Annotated in this window: 13 protein-coding genes; 3 read left to right on the top strand and 10 right to left on the bottom strand. The window is 68.0% G+C overall.

The window, feature by feature from the left end:
- Positions 1-26: 26 nt before the first annotated feature.
- Positions 27-389, bottom strand: a complete 363-nt coding sequence (locus DX03_RS18280) for a DUF1428 domain-containing protein (RefSeq protein WP_038692615.1) — start codon at positions 387-389, stop codon at positions 27-29.
- Positions 390-1,081: 692 nt separating this feature from the next.
- Between DX03_RS18280 and DX03_RS18275 the strand changes: the two genes are divergently transcribed.
- On the top strand, positions 1,082-1,654 hold the full coding sequence (locus DX03_RS18275; RefSeq protein WP_038691013.1) for an OmpO family porin: 573 nt from the start codon (positions 1,082-1,084) through the stop codon (positions 1,652-1,654).
- A 93-nt stretch (positions 1,655-1,747) separates the two neighbouring features.
- Here DX03_RS18275 and DX03_RS18270 read toward each other — a convergent pair whose 3' ends face one another.
- From DX03_RS18270 to DX03_RS18260, 3 genes are read right to left on the bottom strand one after another with little or no spacing between them, the layout of a single operon-like run.
- A complete protein-coding gene (locus DX03_RS18270) occupies positions 1,748-2,683 on the bottom strand; it encodes an alpha/beta hydrolase (protein WP_038691011.1) in 936 nt (311 codons plus the stop codon).
- Complete coding sequence (locus DX03_RS18265; RefSeq protein WP_038691010.1) at positions 2,680-3,549, bottom strand: alpha/beta fold hydrolase; 870 nt, start codon at positions 3,547-3,549, stop codon at positions 2,680-2,682. Before DX03_RS18265 ends, DX03_RS18270 begins: the two co-directional genes overlap by 4 nt.
- Positions 3,549-4,604 carry a sugar phosphate isomerase/epimerase family protein gene (locus tag DX03_RS18260; RefSeq protein ID WP_038691008.1) on the bottom strand — a complete coding sequence of 352 codons (1,056 nt, stop codon included), beginning with the start codon at positions 4,602-4,604 and terminating at the stop codon, positions 3,549-3,551. Before DX03_RS18260 ends, DX03_RS18265 begins: the two co-directional genes overlap by 1 nt.
- Before the next feature lie 112 nt (positions 4,605-4,716).
- Between DX03_RS18260 and DX03_RS18255 the strand changes: the two genes are divergently transcribed.
- Together DX03_RS18255 and DX03_RS18250 are read left to right on the top strand one after the other, a co-directional pair.
- Positions 4,717-5,313, top strand: a complete 597-nt coding sequence (locus DX03_RS18255; RefSeq protein ID WP_038691006.1) for a TetR/AcrR family transcriptional regulator — start codon at positions 4,717-4,719, stop codon at positions 5,311-5,313.
- Positions 5,306-5,731 (top strand): NUDIX domain-containing protein, encoded by a 426-nt coding sequence (locus DX03_RS18250; protein WP_038691004.1) that lies wholly within the window; start codon positions 5,306-5,308, stop codon positions 5,729-5,731. Before DX03_RS18255 ends, DX03_RS18250 begins: the two co-directional genes overlap by 8 nt.
- Positions 5,732-5,745: 14 nt before the next feature.
- On the opposite strand, the gene DX03_RS18245 is transcribed toward DX03_RS18250, so the two are convergent.
- The 6 genes from DX03_RS18245 to DX03_RS18220 are packed head-to-tail and all read right to left on the bottom strand — an operon-like array spanning position 5,746 to position 14,607.
- Positions 5,746-6,849 carry a sugar kinase gene (locus tag DX03_RS18245; protein WP_038692613.1) on the bottom strand — a complete coding sequence of 368 codons (1,104 nt, stop codon included), beginning with the start codon at positions 6,847-6,849 and terminating at the stop codon, positions 5,746-5,748.
- Positions 6,846-8,027 carry a GDSL-type esterase/lipase family protein gene (locus tag DX03_RS18240; protein ID WP_038691002.1) on the bottom strand — a complete coding sequence of 394 codons (1,182 nt, stop codon included), beginning with the start codon at positions 8,025-8,027 and terminating at the stop codon, positions 6,846-6,848. The genes DX03_RS18245 and DX03_RS18240 overlap by 4 nt, the downstream gene beginning before the upstream one ends.
- Before the next feature lie 35 nt (positions 8,028-8,062).
- Positions 8,063-8,818: an SDR family NAD(P)-dependent oxidoreductase gene (locus DX03_RS18235; protein WP_038691000.1), complete on the bottom strand. Its 756-nt coding sequence runs from the start codon at positions 8,816-8,818 to the stop codon at positions 8,063-8,065.
- Between the two features lie 43 nt (positions 8,819-8,861).
- Complete coding sequence (locus tag DX03_RS18230) at positions 8,862-10,154, bottom strand: MFS transporter (RefSeq protein ID WP_038690999.1); 1,293 nt, start codon at positions 10,152-10,154, stop codon at positions 8,862-8,864.
- On the bottom strand, positions 10,151-12,385 hold the full coding sequence (locus DX03_RS18225; protein ID WP_051598918.1) for an oligoalginate lyase: 2,235 nt from the start codon (positions 12,383-12,385) through the stop codon (positions 10,151-10,153). Before DX03_RS18225 ends, DX03_RS18230 begins: the two co-directional genes overlap by 4 nt.
- Positions 12,382-14,607: a polysaccharide lyase 6 family protein gene (locus DX03_RS18220; protein ID WP_081797280.1), complete on the bottom strand. Its 2,226-nt coding sequence runs from the start codon at positions 14,605-14,607 to the stop codon at positions 12,382-12,384. Before DX03_RS18220 ends, DX03_RS18225 begins: the two co-directional genes overlap by 4 nt.
- Positions 14,608-14,728 lie beyond the last annotated feature (121 nt).

Below are 14,728 nucleotides of genomic sequence, written 5' to 3'. Positions count from 1 at the left end.
TGGACGCGCTGCCCCTGCCTGCGCGCCTACTTGCCGCCCAGTTCCACCACCGGCACAAAGCCGCCGTAGATCATGCGCTTGCCGTCAAACGGCATCGGGTTGTTTTCCGGGTTCATGCGCGGGTCTTCCATCATCTTCCGCATGCCGGCATCGCGGGTGGCCTTGTCGGGCCATTCGATCCAGGAAAACACCACCGTTTCATCGTCCTTGGCCTCCACGGCGCGGAAGAAGTCGGTCTGCTTGCCGTGGCTTACATCGTCGCCCCAGCATTCGACCACGCGCAGCGCGCCGTGCTCGATACAGATCGCATCGCCTTCGCGGGCGTGGGCAAGGAACTTCTCTTTGTGGGCGGTGGGTACTGCAAGCACGAAACCGTCGATATAGGACATGGCTGCCTCCAGGGGTGGGCGATGGCGCACCGGAACGGGCGCCTTCATGACATACGACGTGCGGGGAAGGGGAAAATCGACAATGCGCCCACGAGCGCGCGGCCGGCGTGATGGCATCGCGCCTCATTTCACGCCAATTCCAACGCGTTCAATGACTTGCGCGATACGCGGCGGCGCGCTTCCGTACGGGGGGTCAGAAAAATCCTAACGAGGGAGCGGAACATCCTGATATTCCAGATGACGCGTTCAGCACACTATGGGGACGCCGGGCAGGACCTTTCCCCAAGGCCCTGCACCTTGTCGCACACCCTGCGCCGAGCGGTGCAACACGGAGATGGACGCGTTAGCCGGTTACTCCCCAAGAGCGGCTTCCCCAGCGCGTGACGCCCCGCAAGGGCATCGTCGTGACCAGAATCCTCCTCGCGCGTAGTGCCGCCGCCGCCGTGCGCCGCCAGGTGCCTCGCACCGCCCACGCGCACCGCTCCTCACCCCGCATGCACGCCCGGCAGCTGTTTTTCCGCTGGAATCTGCGCGCGCGTATGTCACAGCGCAACTGAACCCCTGCCAAAAATTCACGCAGGTGAAGGGGGCTCACTTCAGGGCGGGTTGTGTCGAATAACGGAGAATTTACATTTCCGATGCAACCGACGTCCGCGTCAGCTGCAAGTAGTTCAAGACAGAGGTGTACCCCCATGAAGACTTCGTTGATTGCCCTGGCGCTTGCCGCCGCCCTGCCGTTCGCCGCCTCCGCTGCTGAAGGCCTGTCCTACAACTACGCCGAAGGCGACTACGTCAAGACCGACGCAGACGGCGGCAAGGCCGATGGTTGGGGCGTGAAGGGTTCCTACGCGTTCCTGCCGAACTTCCACGCCTTTGGTGAGTTCAACCAGCAGAAGAGCGACCTGGACGATGCCAAGACCGACCAGTGGCGCGTCGGCGTGGGCTACAACCAGGAAATCGGCAACAGCACCGACTTCGTGGGCCGCGTTGCCTACAACAAGTACGACCCGCGCCATGGCCTGGACTTCAACGGCTACAGCGCCGAAGCCGGTATCCGCACCGCGTTCGGCCAGCATGCCGAAGTCTACGCAATGGCCGGCTACGAAGATTTCAGCAAGAAGCACGGCATCAATCCGGATGGCCAGTTCTACGGCCGCCTGGGTGGCCAGGTGAAGTTGAACCAGAACTGGGGCATCAACGGCGACATCAAGATGGATCGCCACGGTGACAAGGAATGGTCGGTCGGCCCGCGCTTCAGCTGGTAATTCCAGCGTGACCGCATCGCCACGCGCCTGATCGGCGTGGCAGGAAAGGCCCGGCATTGCCGGGCCTTTTTCGTGGGCGCAGCGTCGGCTGGGTCAGATCGCAGCGGCCAACAGCGCCGCGCTGCGCGTCAACAGCACCCGCGATGCCGGCGCGGTGCCCAGCAGGTGCAGGCACGCGTGCACCATGCCGGGCAGGCGCTCGCAGTGCACCGCCACCCCGGCCTGCGCCAAGCGCGCGGCGTACTGCTCGCCTTCGTCGCGCAGCGGGTCGTACGCGCACACCAGCACGGTGGCCGGCGGCAGGCCGCGCAGGTCATGCGCCCGCGCGGGCACCGCCCGCCCATCGGCGTTGGCCACGCCCTCGCCCAGGTAGGCGTCCCAGCACCGTTGCATCAACGCCGTGCTCAGGTAATAGCCCTCGCCGAACTGCCGGTGGCTGTCGGTGTCGATGGCCGTGTCCAGCGCCGGGTACAGCAGCAGCTGGTGGTGGATCGGCGGCCCACCGCGTTCGCGCGCCAGCAGGGCCACCGCCGCGGCCAGGTTGCCGCCGGCACTGTCGCCGCTCACCATCAACCGCGCCGGGTCGATGTCCAGCTGCGCGGCTTGGGCATGGCTCCAGCACAGCGCGGCGTACACGTCGTCCAGCGGAATCGGGAAGCGGTGCTCCGGCGCGAGACGGTAGTCCACCGCCAGCACCACGCAGCCGGTGGCATTGGCCAGCGCCCGGCACGGACGGTCGTACACCGCCAGCGAGCACTGGAACCACCCGCCGCCATGGGCGAACAGCAGCCCCGGGCGCGCCTGGCCCTGGCAATGCCCGGCCGGCCAGTACGCGCGCACGGTGAGGGCATGGCCATCGCCGGTGGTCACGCTGAAATCGCGTACGTCGGCCACCTGCTCCATCGGACCCTGCAGGGCGGGCAGGGCAACTTCGCTGGCCGCGCGGATCTGCTGCAGCGTCAACCCTGCCACCACCTCCGGCGGTGGCAGGGTCTGCAGGAAGCGGGCGATATCCGGGTCCAGGCTCATGCCGCGCAGTCCGGCAGCAGGAACGGCAGCAGCTGGTCCAGGAAGGCCTGCGGGGCTTCTTCCATCACGAAGTGGCCGCAGTCGGCAATCATCGTGCCGCGCAGGTCGGCAGCATGCGCGCGCATGGTGTCCATGGGCATATTGGCGGTGGCATGTTCGGCCCCGATGGCCAGCACCGGCATCGCCAGCGGGGTAAGAGCGCGCTGCTGGTTCTGGCGGATGGTTTCGGGAATGGCGCGGTAATAGCCGAACCCACCGCTCAGCCCGCCCGGGGCGGCATACGCGCGGATGTACACCTCGCACGCCACCGCTTCGCGGCGATGCGCCCAGCGATCGAACATGAAGGTCAGGTAGGCGCGCTCGCGCCCGGCAATCAGCGCTTCGGGCAGGTCGCGCACCTGGTTGAACATGAAATGCCACAGGAAGATGTTGTCTTCCGGGGCCACGAACACCGGCGGTGCCTCGGCCAACCCGGGAATCACCGCCTCGGTGATGGCCAGCCGCTGCACGGCATCGGGGTGGTCGCTGGCCAGCGCGTAGGCCACCCACATGCCCACGTCATGGCCCACCACCTGGTAGCGCGCATGGCCCAGCTGCTGCATCACCGCGTTCAGGGTGGCGGCGATGCCGCCGGTGTCGTAGCCGTGGGCCGGCGTGTCCGAATCACCGGTGCCGGGCGGGTCCACCGCAATGGCCTGGAAACCCTGTGCGGCCAACGCCTGCAGGATGTGCCGCCAGGCGTACCAGGTCTGCGGCCAGCCGGGAATCAGCAGCACCGGCCGGCCCTCGCCCAGGATCGCGCAATGCACGCTGCGGCCGTCGATGCGGACGTGGCGGTGGGTAATGCTGTCCAGAGAGGTGCTCATCAGTGGATCCCCAGCATGCCGTGGATCTGCGCACGGCTGACCGGCGCGCCGGCGAAGTCGTCGAAGATGCGGTCGGTCACGGTGATGATGTGCGCGTTGATGAAGGCCACGCCCTCGCGCGCACCGTCTTCCTGGTTCTTCAGGCAGCACTCCCATTCCAGCGTGGCCCAGCCGTCGTAGTCGTACTGGGCCAGCTTGGAGAAGATGCCCTTGAAGTCCACCTGCCCATCGCCCAGCGAACGGAAGCGCCCGGCGCGCTCGGTCCAGCCGCTGTAGCCGCCGTAGATGCCCTGGCGGCCGCTCGGATTGAACTCGGCATCCTTGATGTGGACCATGCCGATGAAGTCGCGGTAGATGTCAAGGAAGCTCAGGTAATCCAGCTGCTGCAGCACGAAGTGGCTGGGGTCGAACAGGATCCGGCAGCGCTTATGGCCGCCCACCGCGGCGTGGAAGCGCTCGAAGCTGGTGCCGTCGTGCAGGTCTTCGCTGGGGTGGATCTCGTAGCAGAGGTCGATGCCGTGCGCGTCGCACACGTCCAGGATCGGCAGCCAGCGGCGGGCCAGCTCTTCGAACGCGGCCTCGATCAGGCCGTCCGGTCGCTGCGGGAACGGGAACAGGTACGGCCAGGCGAACGAACCGGAGAAGGTGCCCATGCGGTCCAGGCCCAGCCGCTGCGACGCCTTGGCCGCCAGTTTGATGCGCTCGATCGCCCAGGCGCTGCGTGCGTCCGGGTCGCCGTGCAGGGCGGCGGGGGCGAAGCTGTCGCACAGCGCGTCGTAGGCCGGGTGCACCGCCACCAGCTGGCCGAAGATGTGCGTGGTGAGTTCGCTGATCACCAGCCCGTGGCCGGCCAGCATGGCGATCATGTCATCGCAGTACTGCTGGCTGTGCGCGGCCTGTTCCACGTCGAACAGGCGTTCGTCCCACGCCGGAATCTGCAGGGCCTTGAAGCCCTGGCTGGCGGCCCAGGCGGCAATGGACGGCAGGTCGTTGAAGGGGGGCTGGTCTGCACTGAACTGGGCCAGGTGCAGGCTGGGGCCTTGGATGGTGCGCATTGGATGTCGCCTTATTGTTTGTCGAGCGACAAAGAATAGGCCGCAAGTTCGCCCCGGTCAACGCCGGGTATCGCTAGAATTGCCGCACCGCTTCTTTCCGTAGTGATGCCCCATGGCCGGCCGCCCCCGCGAATTCGACAAAGACCACGCCCTCAAGCAGGCCATGCTGCTGTTCTGGGCGCGTGGCTACGAAGGCACGTCGATGTCGGCGTTGGTGGAGGCACTGGGCATCGCCTCGGCGCGCATCTACGCCGCCTTCGGCAGCAAGGAGCAGTTGTTCCGCGAGGCGGTGGCGCTGTACGAAGCCAGCGACGGGGGCTTCGCCGACCGCGCGCTGCGCGAACAGGCGGTGCGCCCGGCCATCGAACGCATGCTGCACGACGCCGTGCTCACCTACACCAAGCGCGGGCGCGCGCAGGGCTGCCTGGTGGTGTCGGCGGCCACCAGTACCGCACCGGAGAACGAGGCGGTGATGGACTGGCTGGCCGAACACCGCCGCCAGCGTACCCAGCAGATCATCGCGCGGCTGCAGCAGGCTGCCACCGCCGGCGAACTGGCCGATGGCGCGGACGTGCAGGCATTGGGCGACTACTTCGCCACCGTGCTGCACGGCATTTCCACCCAGGCCCGCGACGGCGCCAGTCGTGCCCGCCTGCTGGCCGCGGTGACGGTGGCGATGCAGGTGCTGGGGGAGCAGGCGCATGGCTGAGGCATCTGTCCGCCATCAGCCGCGCGTGGGCTGTGGTGCGGTCATCCAGCGCGCCGATGGCGCGGTGTTGCTGGTCCAGCGCGGGCGCCCGCCCGAGCAGGGTCACTGGGGCCTGCCGGGTGGCAAGGTGGACTGGATGGAAACCGTCGAAGCTGCCGTGGTCCGCGAAGTGCACGAAGAAACCGCGCTGCGCGTGGCCATTCAACGGCTGCTGTGCGTGGTGGACCATTTCGAACCGGCGCTGCAGCAGCACTGGATCGCGCCGGTCTACTTGGCGCGCACCCTGGATGACACCGTTGCCGTGTTGCAGGAACCGGAGGTGCTGCTGGCGCTGGGCTGGTTCAGCCCGGACGCCTTGCCCGCGCCGCTGACCCTGTCCGCGCGCCAGGGCCTGGCACAGCTGTCAGCGGCGGGCTGAGCCCACCCAACGGGTCAGCGCTTGGCCGCCGCCGCATCACCGCGCGCCACCGCTTCCACTTCCTCCAGGCTGGTGCACGCGGTGTCGCCCGGCGTGGACATCGCCAGCGCCCCATGTGCCGCGCCCAGTTCCACGGCCACCTGCTCGCCCTTGCCGGCCAGCAGCGCATGCACCACGCCGGCCACGAACGCATCGCCGCCGCCCACCCGGTCCAGCAGGTCCACCTCGCGCCGGCGCGACACGAACAGCATGTCGCGCGTGCGCAGTGCGCCCGCCCAACCGTTGCGTGCCGCGTTGCTGGCGTCGCGCAGGGTGAAGGCCACGGCCTGCAGGTTCGGAAAGCGCTGCAGCGCCCGCTGTGCAGCCGCATCGGCCGGGCCCACGTCCATCGGTGTTTCGCGCTTGCCCAGGTCGGCCAGGTCCATGCCCAGGCAGGCCGCGAAGGAATACTCATCGCCCACCAGCAGGTCGCACTCGGCGGCGATGGCGCAGTTGGCGTGACGCGCCGCGTCCGGGTCAGGATGGCTGTCCCACAGGCTGGCGCGGTAGTTCAGGTCGTAGGACACCGCCACGCCGTGGCGGCGCGCGGCCTGCGCGGCGGTGATGGCGGTCTGCGCGCTGTGCTCGGACAGCGCGGCGAAGATGCCACCGGTATGCAGCCAGCGGGCGCCGTCGCGGCCGAACACCGCGTCCCAGTCGTATTCGTGCGGCTGCAATTGCGAGGCGGCCGAGTAGGCGCGGTCGGAAATGCCCAGCGGCGCGCGCACGCCGAAGCCGCGCTCGGTGAAGTTCAGGCCCATGCGCGTGTTGCGGCCGATGCCGTCGTAGTCACGCCAGACGATCTGGCTGGTATCCACGCCACCGGCCTGGATCAGCTGCTGGGCAAGCGCGCCCAGCTCGTTGCGCGGCAAGGCGGTGAGCACGCCGCTGCGGTGGCCGAAGGTGCTGCACAGCCCGCGCGCCACGTTGTACTCGCCGCCGCCTTCCCACACGTTGAACTGGCGCGCGTTGCGCACGCGGCCTTCGCCCGGGTCGAAGCGCAGCATCACCTCGCCCAGTGCCAGCGCATCCCAGCGCTGGCCGCTGGAGGCCGCCACCTTGAACTGCTGGCCGCTCATCGTGCCCGGCACCCCAGCAGGCCCAGGTCGATGCCGGCGGCCATGCGCCGGTAGCCTTCATCGTTGGGATGCAGGTGGTCGCGGGTGATGTCCTCGGGCAGGTTTTCGGTGTTGGCCGGGTCGCGCAGGATCGCGTCGAAGTCGATCAGCGCGTCATAGCCGCTGCGGCCGCCGCGCATCCAGGTGTTGAGGGTGGTGCGGGTGGCCGCCGAGGTCGGCTCGTAGCGGTCCGAGCCGCCGAACGGGGTGATGGTGGCGGCGATCGCACCGATGCCGTTGCCGTGCAGGCGCTCGGGGATCTGCCGGTAGCCCAGCACCATGTCCTCGGCATTGCGGCCGGCGGTGGGCGGGGTGCCGCCGTCGTGGCGGATGTCGTTGATGCCTTCGAACACGATGACCTTGCTGACGTTCGGCAGCGCGATCACGTCGCGGTCCAGCCGCGCCAGCGCGCTGTGGCTGCGGCCGTGGTCCATTACCTTGTTGCCGCTGATACCGGCATTCACCACCACCACCTGGTCCGGGCAGGCCTGCTGCAGGCGGGTGGCCAGCAGCGCCGGCCAGTCGCCGTTGCTGCCGCGCGTGGCGGTGGCGCCTTCGGTGATCGAATCGCCCAGGGCGACCACCACTACAGGCTTGCTGGCGCGTTCGGCCAGCACCGCCGACACCACGTTCTGCCGGTAGGCCAGTTTGACCTTGTCGCCCACCTCGGCCAGGCGGCCGTCGGCAATGCGCAGCGCGGTGCGGCGCACCGCCGGCTTGGTGGGCTGCGGGAAGTACACGGTGAGCGATACATCGGCCAGTGCCGGCACCGTCATCGCCACCGGGTCGCTGAGCAGGGCGGCGCCCACCGGCACCACCACTTCGCTGCGACCATTGAAGGTGACCAGCTTGGCCGGGGTGGCCGTGCCGGTGCGTTGGGCCGAGGCGCCGCCGATGGTCAGCGGCGCATCGCCCAGTTCATTGCTGATGCGGAAGCGCAGCGCGGTGGCCGAACTGGCCAGCCGCATGTCCTGGCGCACCGTCTGGTGCGCGAACTGTACCGGTGCCTCCGGGGTGCCGTCCTGGCGGTCCGGTGCGGGTGAGGCGGTCCATGCCGGCACCCACACCTGGGCATGGGCGGGCAGCGCAGCGGCGCTGGTGGCAAGTGCAATCGAAAGTGCAGTGGTCCAGCGCAGCATGGCGGCCCTCCCAGGCGGTCAGCGAAGCAAACGGATCAAGAGAAGTAGGTGCCGCCGTTGACGTCCACGTTGGCACCGGTGATGAAACCGGCGGCATCGGAGGCCAGGTACACGGCGGTGTCGGCGGCTTCCTGCGGGCGGCCCTGGCGGCGCAGCGGCGTGTTGCCGGCCACGGCGGTGCGCACTTCCGGCTTGGTGAATTCATCGTGGAAGCGGGTGGCGATCATGCCGCAGCACAGCGCGTTGACGCGGATCCCACGCGGGCCCAGTTCCTTGGCCATGGCGCGGGTGAAGGTCATCACCGCGGCCTTGGCGGTGGCATAGATCGCCGCGCCTGGGCCACCGCCATCACGGCCAGCCTGCGACGCGAAGTTGACGATCGCGCCACCCTCGGCCATGTGCGGCACCACCGCGTGGGTGGTCAGGTAGACCGAGCTCATGTTGAGGTCCATCACCTTGTGGAAGAACGCTTCGTCGATCTCGGCCAGCGGGCGGCGCTGCACCATGCCGCCGGCCACGTTTACCAGCACGTCGATGCGCTCACCGAATGCGGCCTGGGTGGCGGCCACCATGCCGGCCACCGCCTTGGCATCGGTCACGTCGGCGCGGTGCACGATGGCGGTGCCACCGGCGGCCTTGATCTGCTTCAGCGTGTCCTGCGCGCTGGCTTCGTCGTTGGCGTAGTTGATGCACACCTTGGCACCGGCGGCCGCCAGCTTGATCGAGATCTCGCGACCGATGTCACGGCCGCCACCGGTGACGATGGCCACCTTGTTGTTGAATTGGGTCATGGAAAAACTCCAGTAGTGCGTTGGGGGAAAGGAAAGAAGGGGTTCAGCGCGGCTGGGCCGGGCCGTCGAGTTTTTCGACGCGGCCGGTCACCAGCCACAGCGCCAGCAGCGAGGCCGGCACCAGCGCGGCCACCAGGATGAAAATGGGTGCGTAGGACTCGTGGGTCATCGCCGGCACCAGCCAGGTGGTGATCAGCGTGCCGGCCACGGCGGCCATGCCGCCCAGGCCGGCGACCGAGCCGACCGACTTGCCGCTGAAGATGTCGCCGGGCAGGGTCTGGATGTTGCCGATGGCGATCTGGAAGCCGAACAGCACGAAGGCGATGGTCACCACCGCCCACACCGGGTCGGTGGCCAGCACTGCGCCCAGCAACGCCGGGGCCATGATCGCGCCGCCCAGGGTGATGACCACCTTGCGGGCCTTGTCCACGCTCCAGCCGGCGCCGATCAGGCGGCCGGACAACCAGCCGCCGCCCAGGCTGCCGATCATCGCGCCCACGTAGGGCACCCAGGCGAAGATGCCGATCTGCTTGATGTCAAAGCCGAAGGTGTCGGCCAGGTAGAGCGGCAGCCAGGACACGAACAGCCACCAGATCGGGTCCAGGAAGAACCGCGAAATCAGGATGCCCCAGGTCTGCCGATGGCCCAGCAGCTGGCGCATGCTCGGCACGTACTCGGCCTTGGGCGTGGCCGGCTGTTCGGTCGGTGCATCCAGGATCAACGCGCGTTCGGCCGCGCTCACCCACGGGTGCTTGTCCGGGCCGGCGCGGTAGATGATCAGCCACGGCAGCAACCAGATGAAGCCGATCGCACCGATCAGGATGAACGTGCCGCGCCAGCCCAGCCACAGGAACAGCACTGCGATCAGTGGCGCCGACACGATCGCGCCGATCGACGCGCCCGCGTTGAACACGCCCTGCGCCAAGGCCCTCTCGCGCGCGGGGAACCACTCAGCGTTGGCCTTCACCGCACCCGGCCAGGCGCCGGCCTCGCTGATGCCCAGCATCGCGCGGACCAGGCTGAAGGACAGGATGGAGTGGGTGACCGAGTGCAGCGCGATCGAGATCGACCACACCGCAATGGACAGCGCAAAGCCCAGCCGCGTGCCGATGATGTCGAACAGGCGCCCGAACACGAACTGGCCGGCGGCGTAGAACAGCATGAACACCGTCACCAGCAGTGCGTAGTCTTCCTTGGTGGCGCCCACATCCTTGGAAATCTGCGGCCACATCACTGCCAGCGCGTTGCGGTCGATGTAGTTGATCACCGTGGCAATGGCGATGAGCGCCACGATCAGCCAACGGACGTAGGTACGGGCCTGCGTGGTCACTTTCATTTGCTGTCCTTGCCGGTGCTGCTGTCAAAGCGCTTCCAGCCGCCGTCCCAGCGCCAGCTCTGCCCACCGCCACTCACTTCATGGCTGCCGGGCTTGTCCGGTTCATCGGCAATGCCCACCGCCACCCGCTTGCCACCGGCCAGGTCCAGCACCAGCACGTCGGCATCCTTGCCGCGGTAATGCGCAATGGCATCGATGCGGCTGTTGGCACCGCGCACGGTCTCGGCCGTGCCGTCGTACTGGCCGTGCGGTTCCAGCACGCCATAGAAGGTGGTGGCGGCCTGGCCGTCCACACGCTGCAGCAGCATCGGTTCGCGGCGCAGGTTGAACGACGGGTCATTGGCCCCGCTCTCGCCGATCAGCGCCCGCGACGGCGCGGTACTGGCGAAGCGGTAGGTATAGAAGCGCCCGTCCAGCAGCCAGGTCAGGCTGCGCGCCTCACTGCTGGGCTCGCTGGAGGCATCCACCCACACGTGCTGGTAGCCGTTGGCCTTGCCGAGCACCGGGCGGCTGGTTACCGCCGACTGGCTCTTGAAGCCCACATCCATGATGTGGCCGTTGAAGTGCAGCGGCAGGTCGTAGCGTGCCGCCTTGCTGCCATTGACGCGCAGCAGGTCCAGCACGACCGGCTCGCCCAGCGAGGGGTGGGCCAGCAGCAGCTGGGTGCGGGTGAAGCTCACCCCGTCGTAGGCGCTGTCCATGCGGGCCGAGGCAATCTGGGTGTCGTCGCTGGTTGCGAACAGCAGCGGCGTCGGGGCCAGCGGCTGGCCCTTCTTCCAGTCGCCGCCGAAGTGGCTCTGCTCGTTCACCACCAGCGTGTTGTGCGCGATGGTCTGGCGTGCCCAGCTGTTGTTCTCGGGCAGGTAGATGCCGCCGGCCTTGGCCTCGATGTTGAGGAAGCGCGCCGCGCCGTAGTCGGTCACCACGCGCTGGCCGTTGTCGTAGAACAGCCAGTTGAGCTTGTCGAAGTGGCCGTGGCCCATGCCCTGCTTGGTGTTCTTCATCACCAGCGCCTGGCCGTTCTCACCGCCCATGCGCAGGATCGCCAGCGCCCCTTCGGTGCCGTCCGGGCCATCGCGCAGCAGCGTGGGCACGAACGCGAACGGCGTGGCCTTGTCCTGTGCCAGCGCCTGGGCCACCTGCAGGCCCTCGGGCGACAGCAGCACGCGCTTCTGCGCCTTGGCCACCGACAACAGGCGCGCATCGGTGGTGCGCGCGTAGGCGATGTCGATGCCGGCCACCAGCTCTTCGGTGTCCAGGCCCTTGTCCAGGATCGCGTCGTTGATCGGGAAGAAGTAGCCGCCGTAGCTGCTCTGCACCAAGGCATCCACCGCTTTGAGCAGCACGCCGTCGCGGCGCTTGAAGATGCCCTGCTGCGGCTCGTTGCGCTCGATCGCATTGGCGAACAGGATGAACGGTGCCAGTGCATAGCGCTGGTAGTAGGGGCCTTCCTCGTAATAGCCATCAGGCGAGAACAGCTGGTCCACCTGCTTCAGGAAACCGGCGCTGCCGTCGCGCTTGCTGCCCTTCAACGCCTTGTCCACATAGGTGGGGTCGCGCAGCACGTAACCGGTCATGCCCACCGCCGCCACCGCCCAGGTGGCGTGGTTGTGGATCTTGTCGAAGTTTTCCGGCGTACCGCTCAGGAAGTCGGCCATCGGCCGGAACACGTTGTCGTCGATGGTCTTTCGGTCCGCGGCACTCAGGCTGTCGCGGATCGCGTCGTAGCCCTGCACCGCGCTCACCAGCCACACCGAGTCGTTGAGCGTCTGCCAGAACAGCCGGCCGGGAATCTGGCCGCGCCCCTGCGGGTGGGCGCCCAGCCCGGGGTACAGCTTGGCGTAGCCCAGCAGCAGGTCGCGTGCGTAATTGGCATAGACCTTGTCGCCGGTCAGCCGGTACAGCGCACCGGCGGCCTGGATGGCCTGGTAATTGCGCTTGTGCTGCTCGTGGGTGTAACCGCCGCCCTTGTCCTTGGGCACCGGCACATCGATGCCGGCCTTGATCATGCCGCGCACCAGGCGTTCGGCGCGCTGCTGTTCCTTGGTGAACACCGGGTAGCGGGTGCCGTCGCTGCGCATCTGCTGCCACTGCGCGGCGGTCACCAGTACCGGCGCGCTGCCTGCGCTGGCCGGTTGCTGGGTGGCGGCCGGTGCGGCGGCAACGGCGGGCAGTGCTGCGGCGCTGAAGGACGCGGCCAGCAGCAGCATCAAGGGCGTGGAACGCGTCATGGCAGGGTCTCGGCTGGAGTATCAGACTGCATTGCCGCCGTGGCGGTAAGCACGTTGTTGCGCACGCGCAGGTGGGGCTCGCCCACGCGGTGGCTGAAGCGCACGCGGCCGCTGTGCGCGAACTGGTTGTCCACCAGCGTGGCCTGCTGCACGCCCTGCAGGCGCAGGCTGGTGTCATCGGCCACGCCCACCTGCTGCAGGTGGTTGCCCTGCAACAGCAGCGACGGCCCGAAGGTGCTCTCGTCGGTGCCGCCGCGGTACAGGCTCAGCAGCGGCCCGCCGATGCGGGTGAAGTGCGAATCCACAATCTCCACCTGCTCGGCGTTGTAGGTGCCCAGGTCGTCGGTCTCGGCGGCGGCGGCAATCACGCTGCCGCTGATGTCGTCCACCGTGGTGTTGCGCAGCGTGATGCGCGCGGCCAGGCTGCCCTTGCCGGCGTTGATCACGTCGAAGGCCTTGTTGGCGGTCAGCCCGTGGATACGGCTGTCCTCAATGTGGAGGGTGTAGTTGAACGCCTGGCTGCCCGGGGCGATGCGCACCACCGCGTTGCCGGCGGCATCCGGCGCCAGGGCGCCGTCAATCTCCAGCCGCGACAGCTTCAACGCACCGCCCGCGCGGATCTCGAACAGGCTGGGGCGGGTGAACTGCAGGCGGGCCTGGCCACGCGCCGGCCCGATCACGCTCAGCGGGTGGTCGACGCCCAGCACCTGGTCCACCCGGTATTGGCCGCGCTGCAGCTGCAGGCGGTCGCCCGGGGCGCTGGCTGCAATGGCGCGGGTGAGGGTGTCCTCGCCCGGGGCCACCTTGCGCACGCTGCCGCTGTCCAGCGCCACCGTGCTCAGTTCCTTCGGGTACCACGCCACGCCCACCTGGTCGCGGGCGATCGGTGCCAGGTCGCGCGGGGCGCCTGCGGCCACCGTTTCCACCGGGTACTGCAGGCCGTTGGCCGCGCGCTGCAGGGTGACCTGGCGCGCGCTTACGCCGGCCGGGAAGCCGGGCGACACGGTGGGGCTCTGCACGTTGCCGCTGAAGGCAATGCCGCCCAGATCGCCCTGGCTGCGCAGCAGTGCGTTCTTGCCATCACCGATGAACAGGTTGCCCGCCATGCGGCTGTTCACCGGCATGGCATTGCGCTCATCGTCCAGCCCCGCGCCCAGGAACAGCTGGCGCACGTTGATGAAGCTGTTGCGCTCGATCACCGCGTCGTCCACCTGCTCATAGCGGTTCAGTGGCGCGTCGCGCGTGCCGGCCATCACCGCCAGCGCGGCGGCGAAGTTGTCGCCGGCGATGTTCTCGAAATAATTGTCGCGCACGATCTGGTGGCGGTTGATCACCCGCACGCCGCCGGTGTGGGCCTTGTTGTTGCCCAGGAACACATTGCGCTCCACCACGTTGCCGTGGCCATGGCGCAACACCATCGACCCGCGCGATTCAAAGAACACGTTGCCGCGGTACAGGTTGCCGCCGGACTTGTTGGACACGATCTCCACTTCACCGTCGCAGTGTTCGAACCAGTTGTTCTCCACCACCGTATTCGCGTTGGACTGCGAGTCGGTGCTGGTACCCACGCGGATGGTCTCGCCGCCGTTGCTACCCAGGTTGGGGCGCGGGCCGAACCAGTTGTGGTCGATGCGGTGGCGGTTGTCCAACCCGCTGGTGGCGTTGCGCACCACCACCAGGGTGGTGCCGGCGTTGGTCTTGCCCACCAGCTGGTTGTGGTCGAAGCGGTTGTGCTGGCCGTACATGCCCACCCAGTTGTCCGACTGCTGGCGGTCCGGCTTGTTGTAGCCGTCGATCACCACCCCGGTCACCCGGCTGTGGGTGGCCCATTCCTTGGACGAGGCGCGGAAGGACACCACTTCGCTGCCCGGCGCCCAGCCATCGCGGAACACCAGGTTGGACACTTCCAGGTAGCTGCCAGCCAGCCGCAGTTGCGACTGGCCGCTGAGAATCACCTTGCCGGGGGTCTGCGCCGTCAACTTAATTGGTTGACCAATTGTGCCGGTGCCGCGCAGAAGCAGGTCGGTATCGCGCCACACACCGTCGGCCAGGATCACCGTATCGCCGGGTTGCAGGTTCTTGGCCACCTGCGCATAGGCGGCAGCGTCGTGGACCAGGTGATTGGCGGCGAAGGCGGGCAGGGCGCCCAACAACAGGCCCGTGGCCAATGCCGCAGTTAGCGGGCGCAGCGCCCACGGCGCATGCGAATGGTGCAAAGTCACAGGCTTACCCTCCCAGATCAACCGTGGCGTCCAACGCGAGTCCGGATCGTAACAGGTCGGGCGCGGCGCGCGTCAACCACAATCGCATACCACTTTAGGTGCATGTGGTTAGCCGGTTGCG

It is taken from the genome of Stenotrophomonas rhizophila (assembly GCF_000661955.1).
Taxonomy (GTDB): domain Bacteria; phylum Pseudomonadota; class Gammaproteobacteria; order Xanthomonadales; family Xanthomonadaceae; genus Stenotrophomonas; species Stenotrophomonas rhizophila.
Note: the sequence above shows the minus strand (reverse complement) of the source record. Positions and strands in the feature narration are given on the sequence as shown.

Coding starts and splice junctions, on each gene's coding strand:
- DX03_RS18225 (WP_051598918.1), bottom strand. CDS start 12,385: ATGACGCGTTCCACGCCCTTGATGCTGCTGCTGGCCGCGTCCTTCAGC.
- DX03_RS18270 (WP_038691011.1), bottom strand. CDS start 2,683: ATGAGCCTGGACCCGGATATCGCCCGCTTCCTGCAGACCCTGCCACCG.
- DX03_RS18230 (WP_038690999.1), bottom strand. CDS start 10,154: ATGAAAGTGACCACGCAGGCCCGTACCTACGTCCGTTGGCTGATCGTG.
- DX03_RS18235 (WP_038691000.1), bottom strand. CDS start 8,818: ATGACCCAATTCAACAACAAGGTGGCCATCGTCACCGGTGGCGGCCGT.
- DX03_RS18240 (WP_038691002.1), bottom strand. CDS start 8,027: ATGCTGCGCTGGACCACTGCACTTTCGATTGCACTTGCCACCAGCGCC.
- DX03_RS18260 (WP_038691008.1), bottom strand. CDS start 4,604: ATGCGCACCATCCAAGGCCCCAGCCTGCACCTGGCCCAGTTCAGTGCA.
- DX03_RS18265 (WP_038691010.1), bottom strand. CDS start 3,549: ATGAGCACCTCTCTGGACAGCATTACCCACCGCCACGTCCGCATCGAC.
- DX03_RS18250 (WP_038691004.1), top strand. CDS start 5,306: ATGGCTGAGGCATCTGTCCGCCATCAGCCGCGCGTGGGCTGTGGTGCG.
- DX03_RS18255 (WP_038691006.1), top strand. CDS start 4,717: ATGGCCGGCCGCCCCCGCGAATTCGACAAAGACCACGCCCTCAAGCAG.
- DX03_RS18245 (WP_038692613.1), bottom strand. CDS start 6,849: ATGAGCGGCCAGCAGTTCAAGGTGGCGGCCTCCAGCGGCCAGCGCTGG.
- DX03_RS18280 (WP_038692615.1), bottom strand. CDS start 389: ATGTCCTATATCGACGGTTTCGTGCTTGCAGTACCCACCGCCCACAAA.
- DX03_RS18275 (WP_038691013.1), top strand. CDS start 1,082: ATGAAGACTTCGTTGATTGCCCTGGCGCTTGCCGCCGCCCTGCCGTTC.